11 protein-coding genes and 2 pseudogenes are annotated in these 15,026 nt (G+C 64.3%); 6 read left to right on the top strand and 7 right to left on the bottom strand.

The genetic code is table 11. The features are described from left to right. Nucleotides 1–77: 77 nt before the first annotated feature. Entirely contained in the window at nucleotides 78–1,490 is a 1,413-nt protein-coding gene (locus tag AS156_RS06885; RefSeq protein ID WP_066501732.1) for a mannose-1-phosphate guanylyltransferase/mannose-6-phosphate isomerase, read from the bottom strand. Between the two features lie 336 nt (nucleotides 1,491–1,826). Between AS156_RS06885 and AS156_RS06880 the strand changes: the two genes are divergently transcribed. Then, nucleotides 1,827–2,810, top strand: coding sequence for a lysylphosphatidylglycerol synthase transmembrane domain-containing protein (locus tag AS156_RS06880; protein WP_066501729.1), 984 nt, complete (start codon nucleotides 1,827–1,829; stop codon nucleotides 2,808–2,810). A gap of 90 nt (nucleotides 2,811–2,900) precedes the next feature. Next, a complete protein-coding gene (locus AS156_RS06875) occupies nucleotides 2,901–3,653 on the top strand; it encodes a glycosyltransferase family 2 protein (protein WP_066501727.1) in 753 nt (250 codons plus the stop codon). Nucleotides 3,654–3,673: 20 nt separating this feature from the next. Here AS156_RS06875 and AS156_RS44035 read toward each other — a convergent pair. The 5 genes and pseudogenes from AS156_RS44035 to rfaD form a co-directional block, all read right to left on the bottom strand. Next, nucleotides 3,674–4,747 (bottom strand): annotated as a pseudogene (locus AS156_RS44035) (SDR family NAD(P)-dependent oxidoreductase); the annotation flags it as partial. 1 nt (nucleotide 4,748) lies between these two features. Then, on the bottom strand, nucleotides 4,749–5,589 hold an 841-nt coding region (locus tag AS156_RS44030; RefSeq protein WP_430641782.1), incomplete at its 3' end, for a nucleoside-diphosphate sugar epimerase/dehydratase. Between the two features lie 84 nt (nucleotides 5,590–5,673). After that, nucleotides 5,674–6,951 carry an O-antigen ligase family protein gene (locus AS156_RS06865; protein WP_066501841.1) on the bottom strand — a complete coding sequence of 426 codons (1,278 nt, stop codon included), beginning with the start codon at nucleotides 6,949–6,951 and terminating at the stop codon, nucleotides 5,674–5,676. An 8-nt stretch (nucleotides 6,952–6,959) separates the two neighbouring features. Further along, a complete protein-coding gene (rfaE1, locus tag AS156_RS06860; RefSeq protein ID WP_066501719.1) occupies nucleotides 6,960–8,432 on the bottom strand; it encodes a D-glycero-beta-D-manno-heptose-7-phosphate kinase in 1,473 nt (490 codons plus the stop codon). An 18-nt stretch (nucleotides 8,433–8,450) separates the two neighbouring features. Then, a complete protein-coding gene (rfaD, locus tag AS156_RS06855) occupies nucleotides 8,451–9,431 on the bottom strand; it encodes an ADP-glyceromanno-heptose 6-epimerase (RefSeq protein WP_066501717.1) in 981 nt (326 codons plus the stop codon). A gap of 137 nt (nucleotides 9,432–9,568) precedes the next feature. Between rfaD and waaF the strand changes: the two genes are divergently transcribed. Next, nucleotides 9,569–10,633: a lipopolysaccharide heptosyltransferase II gene (gene waaF / locus AS156_RS06850; RefSeq protein ID WP_066501712.1), complete on the top strand. Its 1,065-nt coding sequence runs from the start codon at nucleotides 9,569–9,571 to the stop codon at nucleotides 10,631–10,633. Here waaF and AS156_RS06845 read toward each other — a convergent pair. Beyond that, nucleotides 10,615–11,706, bottom strand: a complete 1,092-nt coding sequence (locus AS156_RS06845) for a glycosyltransferase family 4 protein (RefSeq protein WP_082747368.1) — start codon at nucleotides 11,704–11,706, stop codon at nucleotides 10,615–10,617. The two genes, waaF and AS156_RS06845, sit on opposite strands and share 19 nt — an antisense overlap. An 85-nt stretch (nucleotides 11,707–11,791) precedes the next feature. On the opposite strand from AS156_RS06845, the gene galE reads away from it, so the two are divergent. From galE to AS156_RS44025, 3 genes and pseudogenes are all read left to right on the top strand, one after another. Beyond that, nucleotides 11,792–12,805 carry a UDP-glucose 4-epimerase GalE gene (gene galE, locus AS156_RS06840; RefSeq protein ID WP_066501704.1) on the top strand — a complete coding sequence of 338 codons (1,014 nt, stop codon included), beginning with the start codon at nucleotides 11,792–11,794 and terminating at the stop codon, nucleotides 12,803–12,805. Nucleotides 12,806–12,903: 98 nt separating this feature from the next. Continuing rightward, entirely contained in the window at nucleotides 12,904–14,715 is a 1,812-nt protein-coding gene (locus tag AS156_RS06835) for an ABC transporter ATP-binding protein (protein ID WP_066501701.1), read from the top strand. 35 nt (nucleotides 14,716–14,750) lie between these two features. Then, a pseudogene (locus AS156_RS44025) lies at nucleotides 14,751–15,026 on the top strand (fumarylacetoacetate hydrolase family protein); the annotation flags it as partial.

The raw sequence follows: 15,026 nt of genomic DNA, 5'->3' as shown, positions 1-15,026 counted from the left end.
GCACGAAATCCGGACACGTTTTGATTCAAAGAGTTACATCGTCCCGTGTGCCCTTCTTGAGCACGGGAGCCCGTCCTTCAGGTGCGCCGGTAGTCGTCCTCGATGCGAATGATGTCGTCCTCGCCCAGATAGCTGCCGGTCTGCACCTCGATCAACTCGAGTTGGATCTTGCCGGGGTTCTCCAGCCGGTGCACGGCGCCGATCGGGATGTAGATCGATTCGTTCTCGTGCACCGTCTTGATCAGCTCGTTGACCGTCACCTGCGCGGTGCCGCGCACCACGATCCAGTGCTCGGAGCGGTGATGGTGCTTCTGCAGGCTGAGCCGCCCGCCCGGCCTGACGATGATGCGCTTGACCTGGTGGCGGTCGCCATTGTCGACCGACTGGTAGGACCCCCAGGGGCGATGCACCTTGACGTGACTCTCGGTGACCTCGGGCGCCGTGACCTTCAGCTTTGCAACCAGTCGCTTCAGCCCGTTGGCGTCCTGCTGACGCGACACCAGCACGGCGTCCTGGGTCGCGACCACGACGAGGTCGTCGACGCCTTCGAGCGCCACCAGCGCACGGTCGGTCGTGACGTTGCAGTTGCGGGAATCCTCGAACACCGCCGTGCCGCGCGCCGCGTTGCCCTGGCTGTCCTTGTCGGAGAGCTCCCAGACCTGGCGCCACGAGCCGATGTCGGACCAGCCGCAGGCCACCGGCACCACGGCCGCATGCGCGGTCTTCTCCATCACCGCATAGTCGATCGAAATCGCCTTGGCCGCACCGAACGCCGACGGGTCGAGCTTGACGAAGCCGAGATCGCGCGCGGCCTCGGCAACCGACTGCTCGACGGTGGAGACGCTGTCCGCATCGACATTGCGATATTCATCGAGCAGGACAGCGGCGCGGAACATGAAGTTGCCGCTGTTCCAGAGATAGCCCGCATCGATGTAGCCGGCCGCAGTCGCTTCGTCCGGCTTCTCGACGAACTTCGCGACCGCCCTCACCTCGCCGGCGACCACCTCGCCCGGGCTGATATAGCCGTACTCGGTCGCGGGCCGTTCCGGCCTGACGCCGAAGGTCACGATGCGGCCCTGCTCCGCCGCCACCAGCCCCTCGCGGCACGCGGCGACGAAAGCATTGGTGTCGCGAACCAGATGATCGGCGGCGAGCGCCAGCACGATCGCGTCCGTCTCGCGCGCATTCGCGAACACCGCGCCGGCCGCGATCGCCGGACCGGAGTCGCGCCGCATCGGCTCGAGCAGCACGTCGGCCTCGCGGCCGATCTCGGCGAGTTGCTCCTGCACCATGAAGCGATAGGCCTCGTTGGTGATCACGATCGGCCGCGCGAACAGCGTCGCGTCCGACACCCGCAGCAGCGTCTCCTGGAAGGTCGAGCGCGCCCCGAACAGCGACAGGAACTGTTTCGGATGCACCTCGCGCGAGGCAGGCCACAGTCGCGTACCTGCACCGCCGCACATGATCAGGGGGATAATTCGTCGGTCCATCGATGCCTCAAGTCCTGTCGTGTCCGCGGATGACACATCAAAATTGCGCGAAGGCGGCCATGATCGACGCCCCTGTTGCCCGGGAAGCACTATCACGACGCGGCATCACGCGATCCCGTGCGCCCGGTCGGATTTTACCGGTATTGTAAACACGCGGTGTGCGGTTGGCAGTCCCCGTTCCAGCCTCTTTACCCGCCCCGTCAAGCTGGCCGCAATAACAACCGGACGGCTATTGCCAGATCGGCCCGGAAACCATACCAAGGCGGCGAATTTGGGCGCGCGAAGGCGTTTTGCGCGGTTTTTGACACATTCCGAAACCTGGCAAGCGCGGACGAAATGCGCCGAATCCTGCTCTCTACCCTCAAGATACTGATCTCGGCCGCGCTGCTCTATCTCTCGTTGCGCAAGGTCAATCTGTATGACCTCGCCTCGCGTGTCCGGGTCGAGAGCCTGGGCTGGCTCGGGCTCGCGATCGCCGTCACGCTCGGCCAGATCTTTCTCGGCGTTTTGCGCTGGCAGGAGATCAGCGCGGAGTGCGGCGCGCCGCTGGAGACCAGGCGAGCGATGCGCTTCAACATGATCGGCACCTTCTTCAACCAGACGCTGCCGTCCTCGATCGGCGGCGACGCGGTGCGGCTGTGGCTAGTCGCGCGCAATGGCGCAGGCTGGCGCGCGGCCACCTATTCGATTTTCGTTGATCGCGCCATCGGACTGATTGCGCTTGCCGTTCTCATCGCTGCGACCCTGCCGTGGAGCTATAGGTTGATTTCCGATCCTCACGGCTGGACGGCCTTGCTGCTGCTGGATCTTGCCGCGCTCGCGGCCGGATTCGGCTTCCTTCTGATCGGCGTGCTGCCGTGGCCGTGGCTGAAACAGTGGTGGGGAACCCATCATGTCCATGCTTGCGCCGTCATCACGAACCGGGTGCTGTTCAGCCGCAAGCGGGGACTGAAGGTCATCGTCTTCTCCCTGGCGATTCATGTGGTCACCGCCGTGATCGGCTGGTGCGTGGTGCGCTCGATTGCGGCTCCGGTCACGTTCGGGCAGATATTCCAGCTGTTGCCGCCGGTGATGCTGATCACGATGATGCCGATCTCGATCGCGGGCTGGGGCGTGCGCGAAGCCACAATGGGCTTGGCCTTCGGATATGCCGGATTGATCGCCAACGAAGGCGTCAACGTCTCGCTGCTGTTCGGCGCAGTGTCGTTCCTGGTCGGAGCATTTGGTGGTCTCGTATGGATATCGAGTCCAGAAAAAACGCTCGACAATGAAAAGTCAGGCTGGCGCCCGACGGATTCGCTGGCAAACTCCCGGGATTGAGCGTCCGTCGACGGCTCGACCGGAAAAATCTAGAGACTAAGCTGCAACCGAATCTTGAGGCGACAAGGCGCACTGCGTTACGAGATTGCAATGAAGATAAGCGTCGTAACTGCCAGTTACAATTCCGAAGCAACGATTGGCCACACAATCGAGTCGTTCCTGGCACAAAATCATCGAGAGAAGGAGATGCTCGTCATCGACGGGGCATCCTCCGATGGAACGCTGAGGATCGTCGAGTCATTTCAATCCGATGAAATTCGTGTCTTCTCGGAAAAAGACGCCGGCGTCTACGACGCAATGAACAAGGGCCTACGCTTGTTCGAGGGTGACGTTGTGGGCTTCCTGAATTCGGACGACACCTTTCACGATTCATCGACGCTCGCGCACATTGCCGCCGGCGTGTCGGATTCCGATATCGTGTATGGCGATCTCAACATGGTCACGGATCACCTTTCGAAACGCATCGTCCGAAAGTGGCGCGGTGGAAAGTTCGGACGCTATTCATTTCAGCTTGGTTGGGTTCCTCCACATCCGACCTTTTACGTGCGCCGCGAAGTCATCAGAAAAGTCGGCGACTACGATCTAAGTTACAAGACGACCGCAGATTACGACTACATGTTGCGTGCGATGGCGCTGAACGATTTCCGAGTGCGTTACCTGCCGCGCGTGATCGCAGATTTCCAAATGGGAGGGATCAGCACTCAGGGGCTCGGCGTGACGATCCGGGGAAATCTTGAGTGCCTGCGGTCGCGTCGTACCCACTTGAACGCGCCCCCAATTGATGCTGCATTCTTTCTAAGATTCGCCAGGCGTATCCTTCAGATACGGCAGCTGGGATGGTGAATCCGGCGCGATCCGTTAGGTCAAGCGACTTGGCCAAACTCGGGCACTGCGTTCCTCAGGACATTCATAATCGTGGCGCGATCTTCCCTGCTAACGGCGTCGTCGAGCATGGCAAGCCACGTGCGTAAGGTCGACATCGGCGGCTGATTTGGTTTGGCGGCCATGATGCCGGCAACGCCGATCTCGATGGTCGGCTCCTGGCTCGCGAACAGGATCTCGTTCAGCCGCTCGCCGGGGCGGATGCCGCTGAACACGACCTCGATATCAACGCCGGGCTGCAGGCCGGACAGGCGGATCATCCGTTCGGCAAGATCGACGATCTTGACCGGCTGTCCCATGTTCAAGACGTAGACCGAGACGTCGGGCCGTGCCGGCGTCATCGCATGCGTGGCCGCCGTGATCACGAGGTCGCAGGCCTCGCGGATCGTCATGAAGTAACGGACCATGTCTGGATGGGTCACAGTGATCGGGCCGCCGGCCTCGATCTGCGCCTTGAACTTCGGCACCACCGAGCCGTTGGAGGCCAGCACGTTGCCGAACCGCACCGAGATCAGGCGCATATGCGGCTTGCCGTCGGCACTGGCCATCAGGTCATGGTCGAGCGCCTGACAGTACATCTCCGCGAACCGCTTGGTCAGCCCGAGCATCGACACCGGCTCGATCGCCTTGTCTGTCGAGATCATCACCATCGCGGAGGCGCCGGCGGCGAGTGCCGCGTCGGCGACGTTCGCCGAGCCGAAGATGTTGGTCTTGACGCCCTCGCTCCAGTCGCGCTCCAGGATCGGCACGTGCTTCAGCGCCGCGGCGTGGAACACGATGTCCGGCTTGAAGTCGCTCATCAGGCGCGTGATGCGCTCGCGATCCCTGATGTCAGCGATCCGGCCCTCGATCACCGGGCCGGTATCACGCGCGGACAGTGCCTCGGTGACCGCGTAGAGCGCCGGCTCGGAATTCTCGATCACCAACAGACGCGCCGCGCCGAAGGTCGCGACCCGGTCGCAGATTTCCGCGCCGATCGAGCCGCCGCCACCGGTCACGATGACGGATTTGCCCTTCACCAGGGTCTCGAGCCGGGCATAGTCGATCTTGTGGCTNGGCTCGGACGGAGCAGCAGATCCTCGACCGCGACGTTGGTGAGCCGCGGCGTGTCGCCGCCTTCCAGCGATGGCAGGCGGCTCACGATCACGCCGAGTCGCTTGGCGCGCATCAGCACGCTTTCCGGATGAGCCTCCGGCTCGAACGCCGACGGCGTCATGACGACCCTCTTGATCGGCCGCTGGCGAACACCGAAGTCGCGAATCACGGGCTCGATGTCGTCGACGCCGCCGACGACCGGAATGTTGCGAATCTTCTGGCCGAGATCGGAGGCCGAAGGAGATAGTACACCGATCGGCCACAGCCCCTTGATCGCGCCGTTCTCGATGCCGCGCAGCACCACCTCAGCGTCCGCGGTGCGCCCGATCAGCAGCGCGGGTGCGGCGTTGTCGGAGCGGGCATGGAGTCGCGTGCGCGAGTAGCGGAAATAGCGATAGCCGAGGCGCAGCGCGCTCAGCCCAAACACCTCGAGGAAGAAGAACAGTATGATTGTGACACGCCCGAGAAAAACGGCGCCGCGCGAACTCGTTTCGGTGAAGATGAAGACATAGTCCAGTACCACGAGCGCCAGCGTCAATACACCGGCGACACGCAGGATGTTCACTGCGTCCGGCAGCGACGTGAAGCGCCATTTCGCCGTTGTCAGGTTGCAAAGATAGCTGACGACGACACTGAACAGCACGAACCACGGCAGGACATGGATCAGGAGCGGCAACCGGTCCGTGAGAAGGCTGCCCTCGAAACGCAGATAAAAGCTCGCTACCAGCGCAAACGCCGTCACAAGCGCGTCATGGATCAGAATCAGGAAGTTGCGCAGAGTGAATTGTGAAAGGCGGGTCATGTATGCGGGCGGCTCAGCGGCAACTACGGGTTTTGTGACAGGACTTCAAGGCTGATAGCGTATCTGCGGCACTCATGCCAGCGATCATGGATGGATTGGACGTTCAGGTTCCACGCTCGCTGGAGACCGCGCCTTCAGCGCCATGCCACCGGCGACCCCGACGCCCAGAACGTACATCCAGCCCTCGTGAAAATCGAAGATGTGCGAATTGAACAGCGAAGTAAAAACATTCTGCACCACGACGAGGAGCCCGACCCAATTGGCTAGCCCACCGCCGCGGAACAGCAAGAGGTGCAGGATCCACATTGCATAAAGGATCACAACCCCAACCATGCCCCACTGTACCGCGACGTTCAACGTTTGATTGTGCGGATTTCCGATTACCTCGCCCGAGGCATGGTCCACGCCACCGGTCGCGACGCGCTCGAACAAACCTCGCGTGGCTCCTGTACCATGGCCGATGATCGGTGCCTCGGCGAAGAAGCCAAGCGACTTTCGCCAGAACTCGAGCCTGAGACCGATCGATGTGGGCGAGTTGTGCGCCTTGTACAGCTCATATTCGCGAGTAAATGACTCGGCCGTTCGTCGCAATTGTGGCGAGGTGTGCCACACCACCACGGCGAACGCGGCGGTCACGCACAGGATCAGGACGATGCTGCGCCAGCGCAGATGGAGCAGCGCAAACACAGCGAACATGATCGGGACCGTGACCAGCGCGGTGCGCGACACCACCACGAAGGCCATGTTGGCGAAGAAGCTCAAGGCGATCGCGATCAGCAGCACCGCCAGCGCGATGCGTCTGGCCTGCAGCGTCATGACGATCGGATAGGCCAGCGCAACGGCGCAGAGCGTGAATTCCTGGCTCTGGTTGATGTAGTCCTTGACGAAGATGCCGCGCTCACCGCCCGGCGGCTTCAGCGAGAGGCCGGGATGTACCAGCACCAGCCAGGACATGATCATCAGCAGCGTGCAGGAGACGAGGAAAGCCGTGAACACCCACGTGCCGCGCGTCGAGCGCCGAAAATGATAGAACAGGAACGGGAGCACGAGCAGCTTCGCCGTCGGCTCGACCGCATATAGTCTCGCGCCCCAGGCGGCGTCCGACCAGAGCGTGCCGACCAGTGCGAGACCAAACAACGCGGCCGGTACCGCGCAGATCGGCTGCTTCAACAACGTCCAGAAGGCCCTCAGGTCCAGCGTCGGCGCGATCGCAATCAGCAACAGCACGCCGAAGATGCCGACCAGCGAGGTCGACCACGGCAGCGACAGCGCAATCAGGACCGCGATCACATCGGTCGTCATCGCCCACCGCGCCGGATCGCGCCAGACGGGGACAGCGGCAGCCGATGTCGAGGAGGCCATGCTCGCGTTCACGTCTTGCCCCCGCGGGCCCGATCGACCAGCGACGTCGTGCTGTGCCCGGGCAAGATATCTACCAGCACCACTTCGCCGCCGGATGCCTCGACGATCTCGTGGCCGACCACCTGCTCGCGGGTGTAGTCGCCACCCTTGACCAGGACGCTCGGCCGCACCTTCGTGATCAGGTTGATCGGCGTGTCCTCCTCGAAGATCGCGACGAGGTCGACGGCTTCCAGCGCCGCCAGCACCTCGGCCCGCGCCTGCGCGTCCTGCACCGGACGCCCCTCGCCCTTCAGCCGCTTCACCGAGGCGTCGCTGTTCAACCCGACGACGAGGCGGTCGCAGGTGCCGCGTGCCGCGGTCAGCACCTTGACGTGGCCGGGATGCAGGATGTCGAAGCAGCCATTGGTGAAGCCGATGCGCAAGTCCTGCCTGCGCCATTCCGCGAGATGCGCGTCGATATCGCCGCCGGCTGCGACGATCTTGTCCTCCGCCGCAAGCGACGCATGCGGCAGGATTCGCCGCCGCAATTCGTCCGGCTTGACGATTGCGGTGCCGGTCTTGCCGACCGTCACAGCGGCCGCCGCGGTCGCCATCCTCAGCGCCGCCTCCCAGTCCGCCTTGGCGGCGAGCGACAGCGCCAGCGTCGCCGCGACGGTGTCGCCCGCACCGGACACGTCGCGCACCTTCACCGGCAGCGCCGGCACATGGACCACGCCACCATCACGCAGCGCCAGCGTCATGCCGTGTTCGCCCTGCGTCACCAGCAAGGCCTCGCAGTCGGCGAGTCGCATCGCGTCCTGCGCGGCTGCTTCGATCGCGTTGTCAGAATCGGCGCGGCTGCGGGTCGCCTCGGCGAATTCCTTGCGGTTCGGCTTGAGCAGCGTGGCGCCGCGATAGATCGCGAAATTGAGGCTCTTCGGATCGACGATCACGGATTTGCCAAGCTTGCGCGCGGCATCGATGGTATTGCGGATCACCCGCGCGGTCAGGACGCCCTTGGCGTAGTCAGACAGCAGGACGATATCGGCGCGCTCCAATTGCGGAAGGATGGCGTCGATCAGCTTCTGCTCGATCTCGGCGACGGCAGGCACCGCCTGTTCCCAGTCGGCGCGCAGCATATGCGTCGAGAAATGCTCGGACACGAAGCGCACCTTGCGCGTGGTCGGCCGCCCGGGATCGCGCACCAGGATGCTCTCGATCCCGCCTTCCCGCCCCAGCACGGCTTGCAGCTTCGCGCCCGCGTCGTCCTCGCCGATCAGACCGACGAAGATGCAGCGCCCGCCAAGCGAGGCGACGATCCGCGCGGCATTGCCGGCACCGCCGATATTGGTCTCGCTGCGCCGGACCGCGATCACCGGCGCCGGCGCCTCCGGCGAGATTCGCGACACGTCGCCGTACACGAACTCGTCGAGCATGAGGTCGCCGACGCAGAGCACGGTCTGGCCGGAAATCGCATGCAACAGGGCTTCAAAATCGAACATCTGTGACCGTGACCCGCTTCAGCGATAGCGATCTGGGCGGTTGAGGAAACCCTTCACATAGGCGCCGACCGCATCTTCGAGCGCAGTGAAGCCGCCGTTATATCCGGCGCGCCGGAGACGATCGACCTCGCCCTGGGTGAAGTACTGGTAACTGCCGCGAATCTGTTCGGGCATGTCGACGTACTGGATATTCGGATGCGCGCCGAGCGCGCTGTACGCCGAGACGATCAGATCCTTGAAGCTGCGCGCCGTGCCGGTTCCGACGTTGAAGAGCCCGCTGACCGACGGCGTCGCGAGCAGCCACATCATCACCCGCACGACGTCGTCGACATAGATGAAGTCACGGCGCTGGTCGCCGTCCGCGATCCCGTCGCGATGCGACTTGAACAGCTGCACGGTGCGGCCCGCCTTGATGTCGTCGAAGCGGCGCGCCAGCACGCTCATCATCGACCCCTTGTGATATTCATTCGGGCCGAACACGTTGAAGAACTTCAGCCCCGCCCATTGCGGCGGCAGGCGCTCTCCCTTCGCCGCGCGCTCGGCGACCACGAGGTCGAACAGTTGCTTGCTCCAGCCGTAGAGGTTCATCGGCCGCAACCGCTTCAGCGCGGCGACCGATGGATCATCGTCGAAGCCCTGGTCGCCGTCGCCATAGGTGGCGGCCGAGGAAGCGTAGATGAACGGCGTGGCGTTGGCAGTGCACCAGTCGAGCAGCCGCACCGAGAGGCGGAAATTGGTTTCGATCACCAGGTCGCCGTCGGTCGCGGTGGTCTCCGAGATGGCGCCGAGATGGATGATGGCGTCGAGGCGCCGCCCCTTCAGCCAGTCACCAAGCTCAGCCGGCGGCACGACGTCGGCGAGCTCGCGCTTGGCCAGATTCCGCCACTTGCCGTCGTGCCCAAGGATGTCGGCGACCGCAACGTCGCTGCGCCCGGCGTCATTCAACGCGGCGACGACGTTCGATCCGATAAAACCGGCACCCCCGGTTACCAGAAACATTGCGAAATCCCACCCAAGTCCACTGCAGCCGCCAGCTTTGCCCCACTCCTGCGCCGCAAGCAACGACGGCTTTACCTCCAAACGCGAACCGGTTACCGACGGGACAAGAACCGGGTCGGCTTGGCACAACTTTAAATATGAACAATGATTCAGTATTAGGAATTGAGACTGAGGATGAGGCGGATACGCGCCCCATTCTCATCGTCCCCTATATGTGGATCGGGGATTTTGTCCGCGGCCACACCGTGGTCCGGGTCCTCCGGAAGCGTTGGCCCAACCGACCGGTCGACCTCCTGGCCACCCGGCAGTGCGCCCCGCTGGTGGGCTATATGCCGGGCGTTCGTGCCGGAATCGTGTCCGACCTGCCCCGCAGCCGGCTCGCACTGGGCCGACAGCGGACGCTCGCGGCCGAGCTCCGGGCCCGGAACTACGCCACCGCCCTGGTGCTGCCGGGCACCTGGAAGGCGGCCATCGCGCCGACCCTGGCCGGTATCCCGGAGCGGACCGGCTTCTTCGGCGAAGGCCGGTTCGGCCTGATCAATGCCATGCGATGGGGCGAGAAGAAGCTGCCGCGCTTCATCGACCAGAATGCATCGCTGGCGCTGCCCAACGGCGCGGCGCTGCCTCCGGAATGGCCCGTGCCTCAGCTCCAGGTCCCCGCCGACGAGGTCGCACGATGGCGGCAGGCCAACGGCCTCGGCATCGGACCGGCCATCGCGCTGGGGCCGGGCTCCGTCGGCGCCTCCAAGCGCTGGACCTATTATCCGGAGGCCGCGCGGCTGTTCGCCGAAGGCGGATTTGACGTCTGGGTGGTCGGCGGCCCCGCCGAAAAGGCGCTCGCACAGGAGATCGTCGCCGTCGGCGGCGCGCGGGTCCGCGACCTCACCGGCACCGATCTGCGCAACGGCGTGCTGGCGATGGCCGCGGCCAGCGTCGCGATCTCGAACGACTCAGGGCTGATGCACATCGCGGCCGCGATCGGTACGCCGACCATGGGCATCTTCGGCCCGACCAGCCCCTACCTCTGGGCTCCGATCAATGGTCTCGCCGCAACCATGCAGCAGACCAAGACCAAGCTTTCGTGCCAGCCGTGCCAGAGCACCATCTGCCGGATGAACGACCATCGCTGCATGCGCGACCTCTCCGCAGTCGAGGTTGTTGAGGCCGCCGAACGCGTGCTGGCTCAGATCAGCGTTCGATAGACCGCAGCGATCGCATTCGCTTCCGCATCGAGGCTGAACTTTTCCACAACTCTCGCTCGCGCCCGTGCGCCTATCGCCGTCGCCGCGGCCGGATCACGCATGAACGGCTCCAGCGCAGTCACCAGCGCGTCGACGTCGCCGGTCGGCGTCAGCACACCGGTGACGCCGTCCTCGACCACGAACTCCGCGGCCCCCGCGCGCGCCGCTACCAGCGCCGCGCCGACCGACATCGCCTCGATCAAGGTCAGGCCAAAGCCCTCGTTGCGCGAAGTGAAGGCGTAGATCGTCAACCGCCGGTACCAGCGCACGACATCCTCGATCGGCAGCTCGCCGGTGATGATGATGCGCGACTGCAGACCCGCGGCCTCGATGCGCCGTTTCAGGTCATTCGCGAATGCCTGCTGCTCCGGCACGACGGCGCCGACGATGACGGCGGTGAAATCGGGATAGCGCGGCAGCAGCCTGCACATCGCGTCGACGAACACGTCAGTGCCCTTCTGCGCGCGCACGCGGCCGAAGCATCCGATCGCATAGCGGCCCGGCAATCCGCTCTCGGCAAAGGCCGCCGCGCGATCGGCCGGCGGCGCGTAGCGATCGGTATCGACGCCGTGCATCACGATTGTCGATTCACGCTTCAGATAGGATGCCGACAGCGGGCTGGTCGCGATGATCGCGTCCATCTTGCCGATCAGCCAGCGCGTCAGCCAGGTGTGGTGACGCTGCCCCGCTGAAGTGAAGATGAGCTTCAGCGGCCAACCGAGCCCGCGCAGCAAGAGGCCAGCGATCATCTCGTCGTTGCGGCGGGCGTGCCAGATGAGCGGCGTGCGGCGGCGCCATAATCGTAGCAGATCAGCAAATCCCATCGCTGCGATGCCGTCGGGCCGATGCGTTCCCAACCACGCCGCGCGAAACATCCGTGCGAGTTTCGGCGCGACCATGCGGTTGGTCGCGGTGACGCCCGAATAGCGTCTGTGCAGGTTCGGCACGATGAGCTCGAGCTCGCCGGCAGATGTGTTCTCGATCGGCACGCAAGTCTCCGTTTCGCGCCAGTTCCTATACGCAACATTAAGCATAGTGGCCAGTTCAGCCGCGACGAAACTCCCTCTTCACCGCGACGCCGCTAGCATTCCCGGCAAATAGAACGGGAGAGCTGCATCCATGACCGTGCTCGTAACCGGCGGGGCCGGCTATATCGGAAGTCACATGGTTCATGCGCTGGTGGATGCCGGTGAGAGCGTGGTCGTGATCGACAATCTCTCCACAGGTTTCTCTGCGTTCCTGCCGGAGGGCGTGCCGCTGTTCATCGGCGACGCCGGCGACGAGAACCTCGTCGAGGGCGTGATCGCCCAGCATCAGGTCGAGAGCATCATCCATTTCGCCGGTTCCGTCGTGGTGCCGGATTCGATGCGCGATCCGCTCGGCTATTACCGCAACAACACCATGACGACGCGCAGCCTGCTCAATGCGGCGGTGAAAGGCGGCGTCAACAGATTCATCTTCTCCTCGACCGCAGCGGTCTACGGCAATCCGGACCAGGTGCCGGTGCCCGAGATCGCGCCGACGCGACCGCTGTCGCCCTACGGCTCGTCGAAGCTGATGACCGAGATCATGCTGCACGATGTCGCCTCCGCCCATGGCATGGGCTATGTCGTGCTGCGCTACTTCAACGTCGCCGGCGCCGACCCGAAAGGACGCGCCGGCCTTGCCACCGTCGGCGCCACTCACCTGCTCAAGATCGCTGTCGAGGCCGCGACCGGGCAGCGCGCCAAGATCGATGTGTTCGGCACCGACTATCCGACGCAGGACGGCAGCTGCATCAGGGATTTCATCCATGTCAGCGACCTCGTCGACGCCCATCGTTCAGCGCTGTCCTACCTGCGCGCCGGTGGCCAATCGGTGACGCTCAACTGCGGCTATGGCCGCGGCTATTCCGTGCTCGAGACGATCGAGGCGGTACGCCGCGTATCGATGCGCCATTTTGCCGTCGCCTATGCGGCACGGCGGCCCGGCGACATCATGACCATGATCGCCGACACCGCCCGGATCCGCTCGACCCTCGACTGGACGCCGCGCTACGACAATCTCGAGACCATTGCGACCCATGCGCTGGCCTGGGAGGAGAAGCTGTTCAGGGAGCGTGGCGGCCTGCCGCTGCAGGCAGAATCGGCCTGAAATCAAGCCGTTATTGGGCTTGAAAAAGCCCCGACAAGCGGGCAAGGAGGTTTCCGCAACCCTGACGGCCGGCGTGGCCAGCCGTCAATGGAACGCGGATGGCTCAGTTTCCAAAGAAAATTACCGACGATCCCTACGGCGCGGCGATCCTGATTCGCCGCCTGGTCACGGAACAGGGGATCATCTACTGGCGGCGCTATTTGATGGCGTTCGCGTTCATGGCCGTTGCGGCGGGCTCGACCGCCGGCGCCACCTACGTGCTCGGCCAGGTGATCAATCAGGCCTATATCGACAAGAACATCCGCGGCATCGCCATGTTTGCCGGGATCACGGTCGTGCTGCTGTTCATCAAGGGCGTCGCGACCTACGGCCACATGGTGATCCTGAACAAGATCTCCAACGCCATCCTCGCCAGCAATCAACGGCGGCTGTTCGCCAAGCTGATGAACGAAAGCATCGGCTTCTTCTCGCAGCGGCATTCGTCGGAGTTCCTGGCGCGGCTGACGGCCGGCGCCAAGTCGATCACCGACGTGCTCAACATGCTGGTCAACGCGATCGGCCGCGACTTCCTGATGCTGGTCGCCATGATCGGTGTGATGGTATGGCAGGACCCGCTGATGTCGTTCATCGGGCTCGTGGCGGTACCGCCGGCGATGCTGGTGCTGCGCAAGCTGGTGAAGCGGATCAAGGGGCTCGCCTACAATCAATTCACCGGCACCGCCGACATCCTGGAGACGATGCAGGAATCGCTGCAGGGCATCCGCACCGTGAAGGCGTTCACGCTCGAAGACACCATGCAGCAGCGGATCGACGAGAACATCGCGATCGTCGAGCGCAACGCCAACAAGATGGCGCGCGTCGCCAACCGTTCCAATCCGCTGATGGAGATGCTCGGCGGCTTTGCGGTCGCGGGCTGTCTGCTCTATGGCGGCTACAGCGTGGTGGCGCTCGGCGCCACGCCGGGCCAGTTCTTCTCCTTCCTGACCGCCTTCCTGATGGCGACCGAGCCGGCCAAGCGCCTGGCCCGGCTCAATATCGACCTCAACAGCCAGCTCGTCGGCGCACGGATGCTGCTCGAGGTCGTCGACAGCCCGGCGAGCGAGCAGTGCGACGACGACAAGCCGGCGCTGAAGCTCTCCGACGCAAGGATCGAATTGCGCGACGTCAGCTTCGCCTATCGCGAGGGCGAGCCGGTGCTGAACCGCATGAGCTTCGTCGCCGAGCCGGGCAAGGTCACCGCGCTGGTCGGCCCCTCCGGCGGCGGCAAGTCGACGGTGCTCGCCTTGCTGTTGCGCTTCTACGAAACGCGCGAAGGCGAGATTCTGATCGACGGGCAGTCGATCCTCTCGGTGTCGCGCAGGTCGCTGCGCGAGCAGACCGCCTATGTCGGCCAGGACGTCTATCTGTTCCGCGACACCATCCGCGCCAACATCGCCTTCGGCAAGCAGGGCGCCACCGAGGCCGAGATCATCGAGGCGGCGAAGGCGGCCTGCGCGCACGACTTCATCATGAGCTTCCCGCTCGGCTACGACACCCCGGTCGGCGAGCACGGCACCCAGCTCTCCGGCGGCCAGCGCCAGCGCATCGCGGTCGCCCGCGCGCTGATCAAGAACGCGCCGATCATCCTGCTTGATGAAGCCACCGCCGCGCTCGATTCCGAATCCGAGAAGCAGGTGCAGGAGGCGATCGAGCATCTCTGCCAGAACCGCACCACCATCGTGATCGCGCATCGCCTGCACACCATCATGCACGCCGACGCGATCCTGGTGGTCGAGGGCGGCGAGATCGTGGAGCGCGGCCGGCACGAGGAGCTGCTGCGCCGCGGCGGCCGCTACGCCTCGTTCTTCCGCCTGCAGCACTATCACGACCCGTCCCCGCTGGCGCTGGCGCCGATCAGCGCCACCGGCTAGAGCAATTCCACCTCAAGAGCAGCGAGACCCGCCTCATGAACGCCGCCTCCTATGTCATCCCGCTTCCACCGCAAGCCTCGCTTCCCGTTGTCGGCGAGGCGGGCGCCTATCCGGTGCGCCGCATCTGGTGCGTCGGCCGCAACTATCTCGAGCACATCCGCGAGATGGGCAATGACGAGCGCGCCCCGCCGTTCTTCTTCGCCAAGCATGCCGACATGCTGGTGCCCGACGGCGCCACCATCCCCTATCCGCCGTTGACCAAGGACCTGCATCACGAAGTCGAGCTTGTCGTCGCGATGAAGAGCGGCGGG

The sequence above is a fragment of the Bradyrhizobium macuxiense genome, from assembly GCF_001542415.1.
GTDB classification, from domain to species: domain Bacteria; phylum Pseudomonadota; class Alphaproteobacteria; order Rhizobiales; family Xanthobacteraceae; genus Bradyrhizobium; species Bradyrhizobium macuxiense.
Note: the sequence above shows the minus strand (reverse complement) of the source record. Positions and strands in the feature narration are given on the sequence as shown.

Excerpts from the sequence above, each read along its gene's own strand:
- AS156_RS06885 (WP_066501732.1), bottom strand. The coding sequence starts at position 1,490 with ATGGACCGACGAATTATCCCCCTGATCATGTGCGGCGGTGCAGGTACG.
- AS156_RS06880 (WP_066501729.1), top strand. The coding sequence starts at position 1,827 with ATGCGCCGAATCCTGCTCTCTACCCTCAAGATACTGATCTCGGCCGCG.
- AS156_RS06875 (WP_066501727.1), top strand. The coding sequence starts at position 2,901 with ATGAAGATAAGCGTCGTAACTGCCAGTTACAATTCCGAAGCAACGATT.
- AS156_RS06865 (WP_066501841.1), bottom strand. The coding sequence starts at position 6,951 with ATGGCCTCCTCGACATCGGCTGCCGCTGTCCCCGTCTGGCGCGATCCG.
- rfaE1 (WP_066501719.1), bottom strand. The coding sequence starts at position 8,432 with ATGTTCGATTTTGAAGCCCTGTTGCATGCGATTTCCGGCCAGACCGTG.
- rfaD (WP_066501717.1), bottom strand. The coding sequence starts at position 9,431 with ATGTTTCTGGTAACCGGGGGTGCCGGTTTTATCGGATCGAACGTCGTC.
- waaF (WP_066501712.1), top strand. The coding sequence starts at position 9,569 with ATGAACAATGATTCAGTATTAGGAATTGAGACTGAGGATGAGGCGGAT.
- AS156_RS06845 (WP_082747368.1), bottom strand. The coding sequence starts at position 11,706 with ATGCTTAATGTTGCGTATAGGAACTGGCGCGAAACGGAGACTTGCGTG.
- galE (WP_066501704.1), top strand. The coding sequence starts at position 11,792 with ATGACCGTGCTCGTAACCGGCGGGGCCGGCTATATCGGAAGTCACATG.
- AS156_RS06835 (WP_066501701.1), top strand. The coding sequence starts at position 12,904 with ATGGCTCAGTTTCCAAAGAAAATTACCGACGATCCCTACGGCGCGGCG.